The sequence below is a fragment of the Sulfitobacter sp. genome, assembly GCF_036960155.1.
Taxonomy (GTDB): Bacteria; Pseudomonadota; Alphaproteobacteria; order Rhodobacterales; family Rhodobacteraceae; genus Sulfitobacter.
Genome location: NZ_JBALWB010000011.1, coordinates 72,830 through 89,648, shown reverse-complemented (window position 1 = coordinate 89,648; position 16,819 = coordinate 72,830). Strand labels below are relative to the sequence as shown.

At 51.5% G+C, this 16,819-nt stretch carries 13 protein-coding genes and 2 pseudogenes; 6 read left to right on the top strand and 9 right to left on the bottom strand.

Annotation, left to right across the window (positions count from 1 at the left end; translation table 11 throughout):
- Positions 1 to 82 precede the first annotated feature (82 nt).
- Genes V7775_RS19295 through V7775_RS19285 form a run of 3 tightly spaced genes read right to left on the bottom strand, consistent with a single transcriptional unit; the run spans position 83 to position 3,896 of the window.
- Positions 83 to 448 (bottom strand): response regulator, encoded by a 366-nt coding sequence (locus tag V7775_RS19295; protein WP_335753560.1) that lies wholly within the window; start codon positions 446 to 448, stop codon positions 83 to 85.
- On the bottom strand, positions 445 to 3,144 hold the full coding sequence (locus tag V7775_RS19290; protein ID WP_335753559.1) for a response regulator: 2,700 nt from the start codon (positions 3,142 to 3,144) through the stop codon (positions 445 to 447). The genes V7775_RS19295 and V7775_RS19290 overlap by 4 nt, the downstream gene beginning before the upstream one ends.
- Positions 3,141 to 3,896, bottom strand: a complete 756-nt coding sequence (locus V7775_RS19285) for a c-type heme family protein (protein WP_335753558.1) — start codon at positions 3,894 to 3,896, stop codon at positions 3,141 to 3,143. The genes V7775_RS19290 and V7775_RS19285 overlap by 4 nt, the downstream gene beginning before the upstream one ends.
- Before the next feature lie 248 nt (positions 3,897 to 4,144).
- Here V7775_RS19285 and V7775_RS19280 point away from each other — a divergent pair, with 248 nt between their 5' ends.
- Entirely contained in the window at positions 4,145 to 7,150 is a 3,006-nt protein-coding gene (locus V7775_RS19280) for an ABC transporter transmembrane domain-containing protein (protein WP_335753557.1), read from the top strand.
- A 14-nt stretch (positions 7,151 to 7,164) separates the two neighbouring features.
- Positions 7,165 to 7,934 (top strand): annotated as a pseudogene (locus V7775_RS19275) (Tn3 family transposase); the annotation flags it as partial.
- Positions 7,935 to 8,108: 174 nt separating this feature from the next.
- On the opposite strand, the gene V7775_RS19270 reads toward V7775_RS19275, so the two are convergent.
- The 3 genes and pseudogenes from V7775_RS19270 to V7775_RS19260 all read right to left on the bottom strand — a co-directional run bounded on the left by V7775_RS19270 (position 8,109) and on the right by V7775_RS19260 (position 9,936).
- Positions 8,109 to 8,474, bottom strand: a complete 366-nt coding sequence (locus V7775_RS19270) for an AMP-binding enzyme (protein ID WP_335753556.1) — start codon at positions 8,472 to 8,474, stop codon at positions 8,109 to 8,111.
- 165 nt (positions 8,475 to 8,639) lie between these two features.
- A pseudogene (locus V7775_RS19265) lies at positions 8,640 to 9,649 on the bottom strand (AMP-binding protein).
- 83 nt (positions 9,650 to 9,732) lie between these two features.
- A complete protein-coding gene (locus tag V7775_RS19260; protein WP_335753555.1) occupies positions 9,733 to 9,936 on the bottom strand; it encodes a hypothetical protein in 204 nt (67 codons plus the stop codon).
- A 77-nt stretch (positions 9,937 to 10,013) separates the two neighbouring features.
- Between V7775_RS19260 and V7775_RS19255 the strand changes: the two genes are divergently transcribed.
- Together V7775_RS19255 and V7775_RS19250 are read left to right on the top strand one after the other, a co-directional pair.
- Positions 10,014 to 10,319 carry a hypothetical protein gene (locus V7775_RS19255; RefSeq protein ID WP_335753554.1) on the top strand — a complete coding sequence of 102 codons (306 nt, stop codon included), beginning with the start codon at positions 10,014 to 10,016 and terminating at the stop codon, positions 10,317 to 10,319.
- Positions 10,320 to 10,908: 589 nt separating this feature from the next.
- Positions 10,909 to 12,291: a DUF3179 domain-containing (seleno)protein gene (locus V7775_RS19250; RefSeq protein ID WP_335753553.1), complete on the top strand. Its 1,383-nt coding sequence runs from the start codon at positions 10,909 to 10,911 to the stop codon at positions 12,289 to 12,291.
- Between the two features lie 492 nt (positions 12,292 to 12,783).
- On the opposite strand, the gene V7775_RS24865 is transcribed toward V7775_RS19250, so the two are convergent.
- The 3 genes from V7775_RS24865 to V7775_RS19240 all read right to left on the bottom strand — a co-directional run bounded on the left by V7775_RS24865 (position 12,784) and on the right by V7775_RS19240 (position 14,369).
- On the bottom strand, positions 12,784 to 13,068 hold the full coding sequence (locus V7775_RS24865; RefSeq protein ID WP_443070146.1) for a transposase: 285 nt from the start codon (positions 13,066 to 13,068) through the stop codon (positions 12,784 to 12,786).
- Positions 13,069 to 13,081: 13 nt separating this feature from the next.
- Positions 13,082 to 13,387, bottom strand: a complete 306-nt coding sequence (locus tag V7775_RS19245; protein WP_335753552.1) for a hypothetical protein — start codon at positions 13,385 to 13,387, stop codon at positions 13,082 to 13,084.
- A 436-nt stretch (positions 13,388 to 13,823) separates the two neighbouring features.
- Positions 13,824 to 14,369: a TetR family transcriptional regulator gene (locus V7775_RS19240; RefSeq protein ID WP_335753551.1), complete on the bottom strand. Its 546-nt coding sequence runs from the start codon at positions 14,367 to 14,369 to the stop codon at positions 13,824 to 13,826.
- Positions 14,370 to 14,505: 136 nt separating this feature from the next.
- Between V7775_RS19240 and V7775_RS19235 the strand changes: the two genes are divergently transcribed.
- Together V7775_RS19235 and V7775_RS19230 are read left to right on the top strand one after the other, a co-directional pair.
- Positions 14,506 to 15,291, top strand: a complete 786-nt coding sequence (locus tag V7775_RS19235; RefSeq protein ID WP_335753550.1) for an SDR family NAD(P)-dependent oxidoreductase — start codon at positions 14,506 to 14,508, stop codon at positions 15,289 to 15,291.
- Positions 15,292 to 15,466: 175 nt separating this feature from the next.
- Positions 15,467 to 16,579, top strand: coding sequence for an MBL fold metallo-hydrolase (locus V7775_RS19230; RefSeq protein WP_335753549.1), 1,113 nt, complete (start codon positions 15,467 to 15,469; stop codon positions 16,577 to 16,579).
- Positions 16,580 to 16,819 lie beyond the last annotated feature (240 nt).

Sequence of the window (16,819 nt, the reverse complement as noted above, 5' to 3'; positions counted from 1 at the left end):
GTCTCGGCAGGTTCAGCGAGCCGCTGAACTATTCTCGCTGTAAGCGCCTGTTGGCTTAATTGTTTAGCCTCGCTCACTTTCGTCAATTCGTTATCAATTTATTGATTTGATCGAGGAGCTCTGGAAGGTCGATCGGTTTGGTGTGAAATGCATCACACCCCGCATCCATAGCGTTTTTGCGGTCGGCATCCATAGCATGTGCGGTGAGTGCGATTACCGGTATTTGTGAAGTGGACGCATCACCTTTGATCGCTCGGGTCGCCTGCCAACCGTCCAAGACCGGTAAGCTCATATCCATCAAGATAAGGTCAGGCATTTCGTTGGTAGCCTGTTCTACGCCTGCCTGACCATCACGCGCCGTGACAATTTCGAAACCCTTTCGGATCAACCGCCGCGACAGCATGTCGAGGTTCATATCATTATCTTCAACAATTAAGATTTTAGTCATGACTCAAAGCCTCCTTCGTCGGCAATGTTTGTGAGGTTGCGGCGTATAGCTGCCATGAGATCTGCACGACCAGTTTGCCCTTTTATAACGATATCCCGTGCATTTGACTGCAACCAATCAATTTCCTCACGCGTGAGGTCTTTTGAGGTGGCAATGATAACCGGTAGATCTTGGAACTCGTCGCGCTGGCGCAAGCTGCGCAGAGTTTCAAAGCCATCAAGGTTTGGCATCATAAGGTCAAGCACCATGATTGTCGGAATTTTGATCTCTAATTGCGCTAAGGCACGAACACCGTCCGATGCCTCGCGCACATCCCAGCCCTCTCGCACGAGGATGCGCCGGAAAAGAGCCCTGCTAGCAGGATCATCATCTACAACTAAAGCTTCGCGATTTGACCGGCCCGCAAAGGCACTCAGCGTGTCGATCAGGTGCTGGGGGTTGATTGGTTTGGTCATGTGATCCACGGCGCCAAAGGCGAGCCCCATATCGCGATCTCCTAGTACCGTGGCCAAAATCACTGGAATTTCGCACAGCTCGGGATCAGCTTTTAACGCATTTAGAACTGACCACCCGTCCCGCCCGGGCATAATGATATCAAGTACAATAGCATCGGGGCGGTGCTTTTCGGCCAGTTCAAGGCCTGCATGCCCATCCGCGGCAGTGATCGCCGTATATCCCTCGACAGTCAGAAGTTCGGCCATTGATTGTCGAATTTTTGGATCGTCATCGATCACAAGAATGCATCCGCCCAAGCCTTGGGGCCCATGCGCTGTTGTTTCAATTCCGTCTACGCGCGTGTGCTTTGGGAAATTAAGTGTGAACGAAGACCCCTTGCCGGGCTCTGTTTCAACGTTGACCGAACCTCCGACCATCTCGGTGAATTGCTTAACAATCGCAAGGCCAAGTCCGGTCCCACCATAGTTTCGGGTAGTCGAACTGTCGGCCTGTGTGAATGGTTCAAACAGACGTTCTTTTTGCTCTTGGGTCATGCCAATCCCGTCATCCCGGATTGTGAATTTAATGGTGTCGTCGCTATCCTCCACGATCAATTCGATCTGACCGGATTTGGTGAACTTAGCAGCATTGGACAGCAGATTGAAAAGATTTTGGCGCAGCTTTGTCTTGTCAGTTTCCATTTCAATGAGGGGGGTGTCGATGCGCGTCAGCAGTGTGTTCGCGTTCTTGCTGATAATCGGTTTGATGGTGGCAGCCACATCTTCAATCAAGGGCGCAATATCAAAACGCTCGATATACACTTCCATTTTGCCCGCTTCTATCTTGGACAAATCAAGAATATCATTGATCAACGCCAAAAGGTGATGGCCGGAATTCTTGATCCTTTCAAGGTCATTTATGCTGGACGTGTCCCCGGTATCCTGACAATCATCGATCAGCATTTCGCTATATCCAATGATGGCGTTCAAGGGTGTGCGTAACTCATGGCTCATAGACGCAAGGAACCGGCTTTTTGCTTCATTTGCGGTCTCGGCGCCCTCCCGAGCGACTTCAAGTTCAGCCTGTTTTTCGATCAAATCCGAGATGTCACTATATACTGCAACCGTGCCGCCGTCCGGTGTTTTGCTTTTGGTAACGTGCAACCAAACACCGTTTATCCGCACTTCGCTGCGTCTGGTGTTTAGCTTCTTATGATTGCGCAGCCTGTCTTGCGTCCACTGGTCTGGCGTTGAATCCCCGATAATGCCGGGATCAGCCTCGGCTTGGGCTGCGAGAATGTCTTGGAACGCGGTGCCTGGTTGGAGCAACGGGGCGATGTTGGAAAACATGCTGCGATAACGTTGGTTTGTAAGTAAGAGACAATCGTTCGCATCAAAAAGCGCGAAGCCATCGGGGATGGTCTCGATTGCGGTGAGGATAGTCATCCGCTGAATTTCAGCTTCAGCCTCTAACTGCCTGCGGTACCGTTGGCTTTCTTGCAGCGCGCGCACAGTGCTTGACATGCGTCCCAGCTCGTCAGTGCCCTCTGGGGGCAATTCCACATCCTCCGCGCCGGAATTGAGCTCAGAAATTGCCCGGTTGATCCCTTTAAGGGGTGTCAAAATGGAGCGAAGTACACGCCAAGTGAGGTAAGTGCCCCCAAGCAGGATAACGGCACAAGCAATGATTGCCCGCACCATCGAACGTTGCGCAGCTTTGATTGAAGTCTGTTCGCTGTCAGCCGCCTCCATCGCAAGGTCACGCACCAACTCTTTTAGAGCGCTGTCAACGGTATCACTGCTGATACGGGCCTGCGCAGACAGCGTGTTGCCGATGACCCGCTGATCTTCTGTATACGCATCAGCCGCCTCTATTGCAGCACTGACATAGTCTTGAACACCGTGTCTGATTTGCGATGCGGCTTCGGGCGCGAACCCTTCAATTTCAGTAAGTTTACCATCAAGCTTTTCACGCGCGACTATCGCCCGACGTTCTGAAAGGGTAAGTAAGCTGACAGATAGATCCGTCCACCAATACCGCATTTCACCAAAGTTTCTATCTGCTTCGGCAGCGAGTTCAAGATTATGAAACCGTTCAGCCGACAGTGCGATCCGTTTTTGATTTTGCTGCAAGTCCCATGCCAATACGACAGTGCTGATAACAAGTGTCGATAAAAGGATCGCCGACAAGGAGCTGATTTTAAAGGTAATGCTGTTCCGCGAAATCCTTGCAAACAGGTCCCCGCGCGCGTTGTCGCTCATCTTTTAAGTGTAATGCTGATTGCGCCCGCAAGATCGCCCTCTGCACCACCTTCCTTAGGAAACCCTGTCAAATCTACTTCCCCTTTCGGACCTCCATGGCAGGAAAGACAGGAAGCGCCGTAGTACTCAGGGATAAGCATGCGAAAAATCGCCCCTTCGCCCGTGACGAGCTCCTCGTAAAATGCAGTGCCCTGTGTCCAATCGGGGCTCTCAAACTTCTCGGTTAGCACCGCTGCCTCCCATGCATCTGGTCGGGCCTTGCGATTGCGCACAAGGTGATGAGGTGCGGTGACCTTTACCTTCGCGAGCGCGCCTTGTTTCTCTACAAAACGCTCATTTACCAGCCTTGCAAAAACAGCAGGGATAAAACCTTTGAAGGCCATGCCTTTAGAATTAATCAGGGCCTGGTTTTCATCTATCACTTCCGCCATTGACGCCAACTGCGCCTCAGTAAGCAGTTGTTGCAGGGGGGTCAGGCCAGCTTCAAGCGGCATCGCACCATGAAGCTCTTGATATTTGCCCTCGACGGATTTTAGAAAAGCTGCACTATCTAGCCCTTTGTCACCGATTAGCGGATCATTGATCATATCTTGATTGTCGGAAATCACCCCGCGACCAACTCGCAAAAGTGACGCAAGGCGCTCTCCTTCATCGGCAAGGGTGCTCAGGCTGCCTTCTGCTGCCGCTCTCTGCGGCTCTAGTGCGAAAAGCACTGGTAACGAAAGGAGGAGAAGGAGCCAAAGTCGGTCCATTTGAAAATTCCTTGATTAAAAAGTTACCTAGGTCATCATGGGTGCTTTGCTAGCTTCGGTAAAGGGTAGAGTCCTTTGCCCTCGGAATTCGCTTATAACCTGTTATTTTAAAACATATATTGCACGGCAGAGAAACAATTTCCACAACCAAACCCCTTGACAGTTTGTGCTAGTCTGTTGATTTAAATGCGTGGGTCTTGCACTGTGAGAGCGCTTGATTTTGCTACATTTTTATTTGTCGGATTTATGTGTTGGAACGATCGCTCTTTGGATTCATTTGGAAGCACTCCAAATATGATCAACTAACATTGCTTGCAGTGACCCTAACGCTGTTCCCGTTGCTATATCTGACGCTAGAACTCCCCAAACGCATAATCAATGACGCCATCGGGGCCGCAACCGACACAGTAACCGTCTTTGGTGTCGATCTTTCCCAAACCACATATCTATTCGTTTTGTGTGGGGTATTTCTATTGGCTGTGCTTCTGCACGGATTGATGAAAATGCGGATCAACACAATGAAAGGCGCGCTGGCCGAGCGTCTGCTTCGGCGTTTTCGCTATACTTTGATTGCTCGCATCCTGCGCTTTCCTGCGGCCTACTTTGGCCGCACAAGCCAAGGTGAGCTTGTGTCGATGGTGACTTCAGAGGCAGAACCAATGGGAGGGTTGATGGGTGACGCCGTCGCACAACCCGTATTGCAAGCCGGACAAATGCTGACAATATTAGGATTCTTGTTTATTCAGGACGTCGCTTTTGGTCTTGCTGCCTGTGCCCTAATACCGTTTCAGGCGTGGCTTATCCCAAAGCTGCAACGGCAGGTAAATCGGTTGAACATCCGCAGGGTGGTACAAGTACGTGCTCTGGCAGCAGAAATTGGCGCGAGTGCCGAGGGAGCGATTGCCCTCCGAACACACGGTGGCTGGCGATACCGTTTGGCGATGTTCTCGGATCGATTAGGTAAGCTCTATTTTATAAGGTTCGAAGTTTTTCAGAAGAAATTCTTCATGAAATTTCTCAACAACTTCATAACTCAACTCACACCGTTCTTCTTCTATGCGGTTGGGGGGTATCTGGTCATACAAGGCGATATTACGATTGGGGCCTTGGTTGCTGCACTGGCCGCATACAAAGACCTTAGCTCTCCCTGGAAAGAACTGCTGGCCTACTACAACCAACATCAAGACATGTCGGTAAGGTGGTCCACCATAACAGAACGGTTTGCACCGCCCGGAATGATTGATGCCGCGCTCTTTGAGCAACATCCGGTCGAAACGCCCTCACTTGCCGGCGACATAGAGTTATCCGGAGTATCTGCACGTGATGAAGACGGTGAGGTTGTACTGGATGACATCACTATCACATTTCCCGCAGGCCAATGCATTGCCGTCACTGCGCAGGCCGATGAAGATCGCCGCGCCTTGTCAGCCTTGCTGACCCGTGAACTGGTGCCTTCGTCTGGCAAGATTACAATTGCCGGTTTCGATCTATTGGAATTGCATCAGGCTACGCTTGCTTCGCGCATCGGTCATGCAACGTCTCACCCTGTTCTGTTTGCAGGCAATTTCGAAGACAACATGCTGATGCCATTACGGGATAAACCTGTGAGTCCCGCTGCGCAAACCGAGATCACCCTTGAAAGCGCACGTGCCGGGAATAGCACTGAGACACTGGATTCCGATTGGCTGAACCTGAAAGCGGCGGCGGTATCAGATACCGATGAGTTGCGCGATTGGTGGCTAAAGCTGGTGAATGGCATGGGCAGCGCCGACGCTTTCTTCCACCGCGGGCTGGATCAGCGATTTGATCCAGAACAACACAGTGTGCTTGCCAAGGCATTGGTCGATGTTCGCCCTGAGGTGGTCAAAGCGATCACCAAAGCGAAACTTGACGGCGACGTCTGGACGATTGATGAGGCAACCTATAACCCCGCGTTCCCGGTTATTGACAACCTGCTTTTTGCAACGCCGCGCGAACCGATGACAGCGGATGTATTGGCAGAACACACCAAATTTCTTGACCTGCTGACGGAATTAAATCTTGAAGAAGATTTGATGCATCTGGCCGCTGACATGGTAGAAATGATACGGCAGATTTTCGGGGTGGATGGCGCGGATCACCCCTTGTTCCGCAGGCTGGGTTTACAGGCCAAATCCTATGAGACAGCGCTTACTCTCATAGACAAGAAAAACGGCCGCAAGGCTCTCACGAACCTGGAGAAGGCCCAGTTGTTGATCGTGCCGTTTTCTATCTCGGCTGAGATTATCGGGCCGTCTTTTCCAATCGAAATCACTGAAAAGGTCCTAACCATGCGCGCCACGCATGGGCCCGCGCTTAGAGAAAGCATGAAGGACATATTTACGTCTCTGTCCCCGGATCAGCCTGTCGCCGGGTTAAGCGTTCTGGAAAACGCTTTGTTTGGAAAAACGTCACAGGCTGCAGGGCGCAAGGGCGAAGAACTGAACATCGTCGTTGGGAATGTACTTCGAGAAGCTGAGTTAGACGCTCTGATCCTTGGATTGACCTTTGACATGCCGATCCGGCTAGGTGGCGGGAATTTGGCGACCCAAATCGCTGAACCTTTGGCCGTCAGTCGTGCAACCATCAAACGACCTGACATTCTTATCCTCGATTCCGTTTTCAGTAGCCATCCGTCTTCTTACAGACAGACCATGTATGAAAACATGGTCACACTACTTCCGGATACGACGATAATTTGCCTCGAAAGCTCATTTGAGGACACGAGCCAATTTGATATGCACGTTGAGATGCGACGTGGCCGTATCTTTATCGGCGCGGACACCGGTGCAGACGAGGCTGGTGGCACTATTACCGCGGATCAGGCCAAGAAGATGCGCGTCCTAGAACAAGCCGACCTGTTCAACGGGTTGGAACGCAAGCAGTTGAGGTTACTTGCGTTCGGCGCGCGGTGGCACACGGCGAAGGCGGGGGAATACCTGTTTTACAAAGACGATGATCCCTCAAGCGGTGCCTATCTTATCATTGAAGGGAAAGCGGATTTACTCCTGCCGCAATCGATAGGAGAGGATACCATTGTCACAGAAGTAGGCCCTGGTGCCTTGGTTGGTGAACTCGGATTAATCCGCAATGTACCACGAGCTTTGGACATGCGGGCTACAACGGAAATGACCAGCTTGCGGATCGGTGCCGAAGAATTCCTAGCGGTTGTCGAGCATGACGCCGCCACGGCCTATAAACTTTTACAGGTAGTTGCCGGTTACGTTGGGAAATAACCCATACAGCTTAGGCCATGAATCTCATCAATGCGAAACACCGCAACGATCCCGAGCTTAAGGCTTACACCCATGTTTCGGATCAATTTGGCCCCTTTGCAACACAGGACATCCCAGCGACAGTCAGCGAAGCGCCCTATATTCTCGAGGGTCTTTTAATGACCCGACGGGTTGAAAAATCCGGGAGCAATATGTGGATACGGGCAGCTTCACGGATCACGTTTTTGCTGTGACTTCACTTCTGGCCTATCGGTTCATCCCGCGCATTCGCGATCTGCCGTCCAAACGTCTGCATGTCTTCGATCCTGCATCTACACCGAAAGAACTGAAGGGATTGATTGGTGGCAGGATCAAAGAAAACACGATCATTGAGAACTGACTGGATATCCTAAGAAATACGGCCACAATAGTCGCAGGCATCATGCCACCCAGCCAGCTCTTGCGAAAGTCAGCGTCCTATCCCCACCAGAACGAATTGGTTGTGGCCCTTCGGGAAATAGGCCGCATCGAGTGCACGCTCTTCATCATTGACCAGTTACTTGATGCCGACATGCAGCGGCGCGCCCAGATTGGCCTGAACAAAGGCGAGGAGCATCATCCCTTGAAAAACGCTCTGCGCATTGGACGTCAGCGCGAAATCCGTGACCGAACCGCCGAGGGACAGCACTACCGGATGGCGGGTCTCAATCTGCTCGCCGCAATCATTATCTACTGGAACACTGACCAGCTTGGACGTGCCGTGGAGGCCCGAAAACGCACAGGTCTCGACAGCCCGCATGTGTGATCACGTCTGGCGGGAAACGGTGGCAGTGGTAGATGGGCGAACGGCAGGAACTGGTCATACCCTCCAATTGCATATCAACGAGACCTGTGCGCTAAGTTTACTGTGCTGACCTTTCACATAGACGCTGGCATCCATCTGATTACAAGATTTCGGACTGAATTCAGTAAGGTAGGATCATACTTGTGTGAATTTCCTTGCCTTGAACTGCTCGAGAAGAACAAATTTTCTGATCTTTCCTGAGCCGGTCAGCGGCCACTCGCACACCTCAATCCAAAGCGCTGGTGTCTTCTGTGGAGAGAGGTTCTTGCGACAATGTATGAGGAGCGCATTAGGATCCACAAAGGCTCCCTTTTTAGGCCGGATGAAACACGCGACGATCTCTCCCCATTTTGGATCTGGCACGCCTATGATCGCTGTTTCTGCAACGCTTGGATGCTCCAACATGGTCGTCTCAATTTCAGCAGGTAATAGATTTTCTCCGCCGCGAATGATCATTTCCTTGACCCGACCAGTCACACGAACATATCCGCGCGCGTCCATCGCTCCAAAATCGCCTGTGTGCAATCAACCGTCAGAATCTACCGTCGCCGCGGTGGCGTCGAGGATATTATTATATCCAAGCGAACATATCTCGCCAATTTCGTCTATGCCACACACGTTGCCCGTAGAGGGAGCCCTAATACAAACCTCAATCTGAGGCAGCGGTTAGCCAACTGTATTGCACAGATCCTCAATGCTGTCGGTGTCGCGGGTTTGGGTGAGCACCGGAGACACCTCCGTCTGGCCAAAGATCGTCTGAAAACCGCAACCAAATGTTGTGCGGACCTCGCGGACAAAATCAGGCGGCACGATAGAACTACCGGAACAAACCATTCGGATGCTGGATAGGTCGCGATTCTTGATGGCTTGTGCCTCAAGTAGGCCGATCAGCATCGTAAGCACCCCAAGCAGCAAATTCGGTTTTTCTGTTCTACAATATCCAGCATGTGAGATGGCGAGAACTGTTTAGCCACGATCATCTTACAGTCAAACTGGACTGCCCCCAAAGCGAGTATAGCGCACCCAGATGTATGGAACATGGGCATATAGTTAAGGATGATCTCACTCTGCGCGACCTTCAAGCGATCAAAGATCATACGGGCGTTATTTGTAATCCCGCAATGATGAAGTATCGCCCCTTTGGGAAAGCCTGTCGTCCCCGTTGTGTATTGAATCTGTGCGGGATCATCCGGTTTCACATCAGGGAAAGTTACGGCCTCCCCTGCCCCACGGAACAGCGCGACCTCATCATCAAGGTCGGTAACTTCTCGAAGCTCGGACATGCCGCATGCGACTTCCTTCGCCATCTTCCACATTGGGTTGCCACGATATTCTCGGGTCAAAAACAGATCGACTAAGTTGGACTGCTCGAGAACAAATTTCACCTCACGCGATTGATATGATGGATTAACAGTAACAAGCGTCAGCCCTGCAAATGCGGCGGCGTACTCAAGGATCAGCCATTCTGAAGTATTTGGAAACCAAATTGCAACGTGTTCGTTTGGCTTGAAACGGGTCAGCAATGCGCCAGCGGGGCGGGTCGCATCGTCGAGCAACTGCTGGTACGTCCAAATTCGGCCAAGGACACCGTTTTCGTCAGCGCCTTGAAGGGCTGGCGCATCTGGCGCGCGCTTGATGGCGGCGTGCAAGAGCGTTCTCAGCGCAGTCTCCCGCATCTCTGCATCGGTTGCGCAAGGAAAGTAAGCCTCCGTTAACGTCATCTCGTACATGTTATTGCTCCGAGACATTTTTTCGCGTTCTATTTTTTGATTGCAGCCCAAAACTGCTTAACCAACGGCATCGCGTAGAAGGTGCTTGCGCACCTTTCCTGCGGGCGTGCGCGGAAAATCCTGCATGAATCGGATTGATTTGGGTATTTTGTATTTGGCCAGCCGTTCGAGGTATGACCGGGTTTGGCAATCACACAGGCGCAGCCCACTTCACCCCATCTCTCATCCGGCACTCCAAGCACCGCTGCCTCAAGGATAGCCGGACATTGCGGACGGACCGTTCTTTGTAATCGCACTCCGGCGTGATCGCGTGCTGCTGGTAAACGGACCCGACCTTACCGATAGCTGGGACGATGAGGCAGAACACGCCATTTCGGACATGTCAGGGGGTTATGCTGTTTTTGAACTGTCAGGAGACGCAATTTTTGATGTTTTGAAACGCGGCGCAGACATTAGCCAAACGCGTCCCTTCCGGTCCGCATGTAGCCGATTTGGCGATTTCGATGTAGTTCTGTACCGCTTCCATGAGGAAACGCGTTTACGACTTCACGTCACTGCTTCACACCAAGAAGCAGTGCGCCGAATACTACATTCCTATTTCCGTCAATGTGAGTAAATTGAATTTCCAATTTTTTTTGAAACCCCATCTTCGTCTACGCTAATAATGGGTGCTTTAATTCTCAGTCAGTGACCATTGCATCGCATTCAAAAACAATAAACTTGACGCAAACACAAAAATTCTCAGATGCCCTAAACCCAGCTTTTTTTGCTTGAGTGGCCTGTACTTTTCGTGACCTGACTCATGAACGCATTACAGGCATTGAATTAGTTGCATCCTTCGCTTTGCAGACATTGGTGCGGTCCGCAGCAAATGTCCGCATTTTGCCCAAGGTACGCTTCACATCCAATGCAGCATTTGAAAAGCGGTCATTGACCTCGCTGGCGGCAAGGTCGGGTTTGTCCGCAGAGCAGACACTCGCCTTCCTATTTGGCGTTGATCTCGTGTGTAATCGTGGCGAAAGTCGGCAATGAGTCCTCTTAACCATTTTTCTGCAATGCAGCGAGTGGCCGATGTCACGAGAGGTTGTTTATTATCAATGATCACCGAACGCTGATGAAATCGTGATTCGCTGTACGGTAGGATCACGCGCTATGGCTGATGTGGCGCTGCAATCCTTCTAATTTGAGAAACCGAAAGACACATCATGACAACGGCATCTAGTACTTACCTCCGACTTGTCTCAGCCACTGTCATAGTTGCGATGTCACTTCTCTGGAGCACGACGCTACGGGCGCAAACGAACGCTTTACCGAGCTATGTGATTGAACAGTTTGGCACGCCTCCAGCCATTCCAGATGTGCCATTGTCCGCCGCCTTGCGAGCATCAATGCAGACGGCCTTTGTCGTAAGTATATCGGATGGGTCGTGGGGCAGTGATCAGACGATTGCGCTGACCGAGATTGCCGCATCCGGAGATCCGCGCCTTGTCTGGCTGATCAGTGATCTGCTGCGTTTTGTTCCTGGTCGTGCCGTGAACGCAGACCTGTCAAATGCGGCGTCTGTATTGTTGGGCAAAGACTTCAGCGCCCGCAATAATTGGGGTAATATCACTGATCACTTGATCGCATGGGACATCCCTGCACCGCCAGATTATTTGCAGTTTAAACGCGCTATTTTTGTCAGTGTTTTTGATGGATGGGACAGGCTTTTTGTAGAAGGTGATGTCGATTGGCGGCTGGTGTCTTGGGGCGGTGTCCTAATCGATGATCGTGCATTTGATACAACTGACGAGCCCTGCAACTGCATTCCAGCAGCCGACAACCCGAGGGTGACAAATGCTCAGGATGCCACGTGGCTCGACGATGATGACACTGTGTTTGGTATTGAGGTGAATGGAGAGTTCCGCGCCTACCCACGACAAATCATGGAAGTCCGTGAAATGGTGAACGATACGCTTGGCGGTCGTGATCTTGGCATTCCTTATTGTACCTTGTGTGGTGCTGCGCAGGCGTATTTCACAGACCAGATGCCCATTGGTGTAGACCGCCCTATTTTGCGCACATCAGGGCTTTTGAGCCGATCAAACAAGGTGATGTATGACCTGAATACCTATTCAGTGTTTGATACCTTCCTAGGAAATGCGGTGACGGGGCAATTGGCCGACAGGAACTTAAAACTTGAACAAGCGAGCGTAATAACGACTGATTGGGGAACGTGGAAAACCGCGCATCCAGAAACGACAGTACTGCGTGAAGAGCTCGCACTGGGACGCGATCCTGATTTTCGCAATGGTAGGGATGCCAATGGCCCAATTTTTCCTGTTGGTAACGTCGATCCACGATTGCCTGTTCACGAAGACATCATTGGTGTGATCACTGGATCCGGTCAGCCCGTCGCGTTTCAGCGAAGTGCAGCATTGGTTGCATTGCGAAACGGCTCGGCGATCTCTGTCGCTAACATACGGCTTGAACTTGATGCAGGTGGTATAAAAGCGGTGGACGAAGACGGGGAAGATGTCGGCAGCCATCAAGCGTTCTGGTTCGCTTGGTCCCAATTTCATCCCCAAACGACTCTCTGGCCCGAGTAGATAGAACGAAAGCTCATTAAAAATGCTGCATTGCTGTATCGGTGACATCCCCAGAGGTCCCCCATATGCTAGAAGCAGACTTTGCAAACAACGCATTGAACGGCGGCTTTATCCTGTGTTGATAGCTCCTGCTTAGCAAGACACTTCTGATGTGATTTATGTTTGTCAGAAGCGGTCTTATGTCCAGCCTGTTTGAGCGGATCACTTGACCGCTGGCCCTCTCTCAGAGATGCAAGCATCGCCGGCCGGGCAGTGGATTTTTTCCACAAACCAAGTCCCATTCTGCATATCCAGCAACATGTGTTCAGGACAAAGTACCGTGTATCTTGGTTCTAGGGTCGACAATTTTTCCATCACTTCATTGGTCTTGATACCTCTGTATTTCGTTTTAAATCATACAATCATAACCTTGTATGGTTCGTTGCGGGTTAGAACAGCCCAGACGATACAAGCGGTGTTATTCGCCATCGCAACAGCGGCCACCTTGCCGGGTTACTGGTGATTTGGCCCATTCGGGACATCCTGCCGAGAACTAGTAATCTTCGAATGTATCTGTCCCCATCCACTGCCTGGCAGGGCATTGCATAGCAATGTCCCGAGAGGGTTCGATATTCGCCCTAGCCGCTCTTTCCCACCGCTAGAACGGTTCAGTGGCGTCAGTTCAAGCCAGACCGCAAAGTCACGACCGCTGCCAAATTGCTGACCTGTGCCAACAGTGGCCACGATGGCAGATGCCGTAATTGGCCCAGTACCCGCAGCCCGTTTGAAGTAACGCAACCCGCTTCTCCCGTCAGGTCACCTGCGTCATCCTAAGACTGTAACTTGAAATCTTCGCATGCAGAAATAGAAGCTGCTCGCAGAGTTCTGCAATCACACCTGTCACGTTATCTGGCAGATCCAGATCATCACCATCAAACATACGCTTTGCGAACTTTGTGGCGCGACCGACACCTTGCGGGAACACGATCCCGAACTCTGCCAGCTGCGCCCGTAGCATATTGACGGTTTGCGTTCGCTGTCGAACGACAAGATCTCTGGTCCGGTGCACCGACAGGATTGCTTGTTGATCTAGTGTCTTAATCTCAACGAAACGCATCGTTGGCCGTGTCACAGCCTTACAAATGGCCTCTGCATCAGATGCGTCCTAACGCTGGACAGATCGATAACACCATCAATAACCCTTAGAACGTGATCGGCGGGAACATGGTCTCATCATCGCGATCCATCTCCAATATCAATACAGATATTGAATCAGCCGTTAGGACCTAGATCAACAAAAGTTTTTCAACAGAATAGGCAGTGAGCGTCCGGTGAATGCGGCCGGACGTCGGATCGACGCTGCGAAACGGCAAAGGTCTGCTTGGAGCCCATATGTATGTACTGGCTGCTGTTCGCAAGTATCGCTCACACCGCGGACAAAGCTACCAGAAGTAACCTACATCTGAAGGACCGCTTTGGAGGACATAACCGTTGACCTAACACAGCAAATTGAAGGTTACTCCGACGAAACTTCGGCAAGCATAAGAAGCAAACTAGAAGTCAGGCGAAGCTATCGCTGTCGTAAGCATATGTCGCAATTGCGCCCGGTACTCGTCGCTGCCCAATTCTGCAATTCCGTCCAAATGCAGGATTTTTTGGCCGACACTGAAACCCATCATCGCAGCAAAGAACAACGCAGCCTGCGACTTGCTGCCAATGATTTTCTCCAAGCCACTCTGCCAGTATTCATACTGAATTCTGGCCACAATTGTTCCAACGTCACTATCGTTGGCATTGAGCAGGATCATTGAGATCGGTGAGGCTTCGGTTCCTTCTTTTGGCGCATTTGAGAACAATTCTACAAAGACGTCGACAAGACTATCTGCTGTCGGAAAATCATCTGGATTAATTTTCTTGAGTGTATCAAGCGTCGCCTCGAACAACCCTAACTTTGATCCGAAATACCGCGCTATCAATGCAACGTCCACGCCAGCCGCTTTTGCGACCTCACGCACAGATACGTTTGAATAGCCTTTGGACCAAAATAACCTGCGCGCATGTGTTTGCAGAAGGTCTCGTGTGTCTTGTCCCTTTTTCATGTTCCCAATTTAGGTTTGCAGGCTTTCCTTGTCAACAAGTGTTGACAAGAGGTTGTGTCGGTCTCTATGACAATAAGTCAACAGTTATTGACATCAGTTGTTGACGTGCAGCACGCACTCCGAAAGGGAATATCACATGACAAACACAGCTCTCATCACTGGCGCTTCATCTGGAATTGGCGTCGAATTCGCAAGATATCACGCGTCTAAAGGTGGAGACCTCATTATCACCGCAAGACGCGAAGCCAAATTACAAAAACTCAAGTCAGAGCTCGAAACCAAACATGGCGTCACTGTCCATGTTATTGCATTGGACCTTGGGGCGAGCGGCGGGGCAGAGGCGCTTTACAAAGCGGTGCAGGAAACAGGTAAAACCATCAAGGTTCTTATCAACAACGCTGGATTTGGTGGACATGGCGTTCATATTGAACGCGAGTTGAACCAAGAACATGCAATGATCGATCTCAACATTAAGGCCGTTGTGTCGCTGACGCATATGATCGGCAACGACATGGTCAAATCCGGTGGGGGCAAGATGCTGCACGTCAGCTCAACCGCTGGGTTCATGCCGGGGCCCATGCAGGCAGTCTATTTCGCATCCAAGGCTTTCGTGACTTCGTTTTCTCAGGCGATCGACCAAGAATTGCGCGGTCGAGGCGTAACTTCTACTGCGCTTTGCCCGGGCGGTGTTTCAACAGAATTCCTGGAAGCGGCTAACCTTGAAAGCACAAGGATGGGCAAAGGCAAAGCGAGTTTTGCTACTGCAGAATCCTGCGCAAAACATGGCTACGATGCAATGATGAAGGGGACACTGATCACCGTGAACCAAAAATCAATGTCCTTTATGGTCAACTGGCTTATTCCATTACTACCGCGTCGCCGCGCGTTGAAAATGGTAGCGGATATGCAATCAGAAGGGTGATGCAGTACATACTGCACATTCTAGGGGCCATTTATCCATGGTTCCATCCGCCTGTTGGCGTCAAAAAAAAGGCACTATGTGGGGCTGTCGCGTTTCGGGGTAGAAGTCGCGGATACGGTGGTTTCAGAGGGGTGAGAAGCAACCCCGCACACTCAATTTGAATAGGATCCAGAATTTGTTCAAGAAAACTCTGCTGGGGATCATCGCTCTTGTCGCTATCCTTGTCGTTGCTGGTGTTGGCGTTGGCTGGTGGTTTTCCAGTCCAGCATCGGACGCGGAACATGCCCGCATGGAAGCGTCGCCACATTTTCATGATGGTGCCTTTGCCAATCCCGAGCGCCAGTCATCCTGGGAATTCGGCTTGCAACAGATCGCCGGCCTGTTTGCGGACAATGTGGCACAGGTCACGCCACCGGGAACCATTCCGGTCGTTAGACCCGATCCGGCCTTTCTCGATGCCAAACCAAAACCGGGCCTGCGCGCCATGTGGTTCGGCCATTCCTCAGTTCTGATCGAGATCGATGGCCTGCGGGTGATGGTCGATCCGGTCCTGTCGCAAAGGATTTCACCATTTTCGGGCGTAGGGCCATCGCGGTTCCATCCCTCCCCCATACCGCTTTCCGCGATGAGGGGCATCGATGCGGTGCTGATTTCGCACAACCATTACGACCACATGGACGAGGCAACGATCCGCCATCTGGCGCGGCAGGGCACAAGGATTTTTGTGCCCCTCGGCATGGCACCTCTTTTGGCAAAATGGGGCATTCCCGCAGATCAGGGCCAATCATTCGCCTGGTGGGAAAAGATTTCTATCGGTGACGTAGAACTGACCGCTACCCCGGCACGCCACTATTCCAGCCGCGGTACGTTTGACTACAAGAAAACCTTCTGGCTTTCATGGTCCGTTGTTGGGCCTGAACATCGCGTCTTCTATTCCGGTGACACAGGTTATTCAAAGAGCTTTGCTGAAATAGGCAAGCGACTCGGACCGTTCGACCTCGGCATCATCAAGGTCGGCGCCTATGGTCCCGGCCAGGCTTGGCTGGACGTTCACATGCACCCGGAAGACGCGATGACAACCGCGAAAGACATCGGAGCCGAACTCGTTTTGCCGGTCCACTGGGCCACGTTCAACCTCGCCGAGCACGCCTGGGACGAGCCGATCGAGCGGACGTTGGTTTCAGCACAGAAGAAGGGTGTGAGGATTACCACGCCGAGACCGGGGGATTGGATTGGGGAGGACGGGCTGGTACCCGTGGCAAACTGGTGGCGGGATTTGGCGAAGTAGTTGGATTGGGGCATCTAATAGACCGAGGTTTCCCTGATAGCGGCGCTTCCGATCACAACTTTGGCTTAAGCGCTTCCTTTCTCCAAGGCTTCTGAAGCTTGGCGCGGTCTCGGTATACGCACGCCTTGAGCATAAACTTGAACGCTTGTTGTAAAATGGTCTAAATTGGTAACAAAGCTTGAAAGCGGACAATGGCTGCATTGCAAGAATTTTACCGAATGCGCTCGAAGTTGACATTCG